Origin of the sequence: Streptococcus oralis (assembly GCF_003944215.1) — a bacterium.
In the GTDB taxonomy this organism is placed as follows: domain Bacteria; phylum Bacillota; class Bacilli; order Lactobacillales; family Streptococcaceae; genus Streptococcus; species Streptococcus oralis_BI.
The window spans coordinates 1-2088 of record NZ_RJVZ01000031.1; the positions used below are offsets into that span (position 1 = coordinate 1).

Genomic DNA, 2088 nt, shown 5'->3' on the forward strand with positions numbered 1-2088 from the left:
GGGTACATACAGGTTTGTGTTAAACATATTAATAGAGGTGATTCTATCTAACTCGTTTGTTAATATTTTAATTTGCTCGTCATAGATTGTAAATAAGTTAAAACCCAGCAATTCATGCGAAAGTAGTCTATTTATTTCTGTAGGAGTCATATTTAAAACATTAGTAATTGCTTCAAAAGAGCAGACAGTTTCACTTCCATATAAAACCTTTATAATTCTTGATATGATATTAATAAAGCATGAATAGATTTTTATACTATAAAAGTCACTAACTTCTTGGACTTGTTCTAAAGTATAGTAATTCTTATCAATTATTTGTTTAAATATATCAGCTAACTTTTTCCTTGTTTCGGAAATATTGGATGTTTCATAAGTTAGAATTCGTCTATTACGTAAATCGAAAGGTAGTTCTGAAACATCGCCAAAATCAGAATTGAACACACAAATAACTCTATCCCACCCTAGACACTTTACTGCATATCCTAATTCAAATAATACGTTAGGGTTAGGAGTTCTTTTACCATTTAAACTACTGTTTATAATTGATATATCTGCTATAAATAGGCCACACTTATCAATTTTGGTTAATATTGAATCAACAATATCTGGACTACCTAGAACACCTTTTGTATCTCTGTCAATTTCAGTGATAAGAGAGTACGGAGAATCTTGGTTCATTTTTTTCAATGCTAATTTTATAGAATTCTCAATTAAATTTCTATTTGTTTTATTCGGTAAGTCAGATTGCCATGAAAAGAATATTGTAGTCATAAAAAGCTCCGATAGTTAATCAGTAGAATATTATTTGTGAATGAATTTGGTTAGCAATAACTACGATGTTTGAGTTCCTCATTTATTTTGATAATATAGAAAATTAATATGAGCAGAATGAGATGATATTCATACTCATATTGCTGAATAGAATCATAAATAGGTACTCCATGCAAATACTTATTTCTGATTCCCCAGCTATTGTCATATGATTTGTTATTTAGGACAAAATTCAAATAATTAATTTCTTGAATTGAAAATAAGGTATCCGAAAATATTAACCATCCATTATCAAGCATCCTATTAGCACTGAGTTTTTCAGATTCAGATAAAGATATACTATTAACAGAGCCATATAAGAATATTTTTTCTAAAAGACTTATTTGGGACATATCTTTAAAAGATATAACGCCTGTATCATTTTGGCAAATTCCAGCATCTATTAGTAGTTTTATGTAATCTATTTGATATTCATGAAAATTTGCATAACTCAAGCATTGTTGTGAAATTAATTCCTTAAAGTTGCTTCCTTTGTATTCCTCATTAATAAAATGAATAGGACTTTGGTCAGAGAATAATAAATTAACAATCTGTTGAATATTATTATCTGAATTATTCATTGAGAAGTATTTTCTTTTAGTAAAACTCTGCAAAGATTCAATTGAAGGAGTAGAAGTAATATTATATAAATTTACATCAATAAGCCCTTCTTCACTCAATAATTTGTATTGTTTTCTTAATGATTCTTCGATTCTAAAAAGTGTTGCTGTTTTATTTCCCGTTGTTTCTGAAATTGAAGGCACATCAAAATGTATCCAATCAATACCGTACTGATTAGTCAGGAAAATATCGAAAAACCAAGTAATGAAATCTTCAATTCTTAGACTGAATTTCTGTAGTATTTTTGATAAAGCAATCAGTTTCATCACGTATAGTTGATGCTTGACTGAGAAGTAAAAACCAAATTTATAGTGATTTCTAGTCGAAATGCCTAACGTTCTTTCAAGTACCCCCATCTCTAATTGAGGAAAGCTTGCTAATGCAAAAGTACCAACACTTGTGCTCAGTTCAAAGTCTTTACAAAAATAGTCTAATATATTTTGAAAATTATGTTTTTCAAAAAGTTTAGCACTATCTATAAAAGTTGATAATGTATATTCATATTGTTTTGGCCTAGCTCCACCTGTTGCGACTGCAATAGGATTATACAAACCTTTTTCAATTCCCTCAATATGAAGCTCCCTACTCTTTTTAATTGCGTAATAGTACGCTTCCTTCTTTGTATATACTCTAATATCAACTTGAATTCCAAAATCC

General features: G+C 28.9%; 1 protein-coding gene and 1 pseudogene. Both read right to left on the minus strand.

Features of this window, described 5'->3' with window-relative positions; genetic code table 11:
• Positions 1 to 771 (minus strand): hypothetical protein (locus tag D8804_RS09895; protein ID WP_125399642.1); only part of this gene is annotated, 771 nt, incomplete at its 3' end.
• A gap of 50 nt (positions 772 to 821) precedes the next feature.
• A pseudogene (locus D8804_RS09900) lies at positions 822 to 2088 on the minus strand (hypothetical protein); the annotation flags it as partial.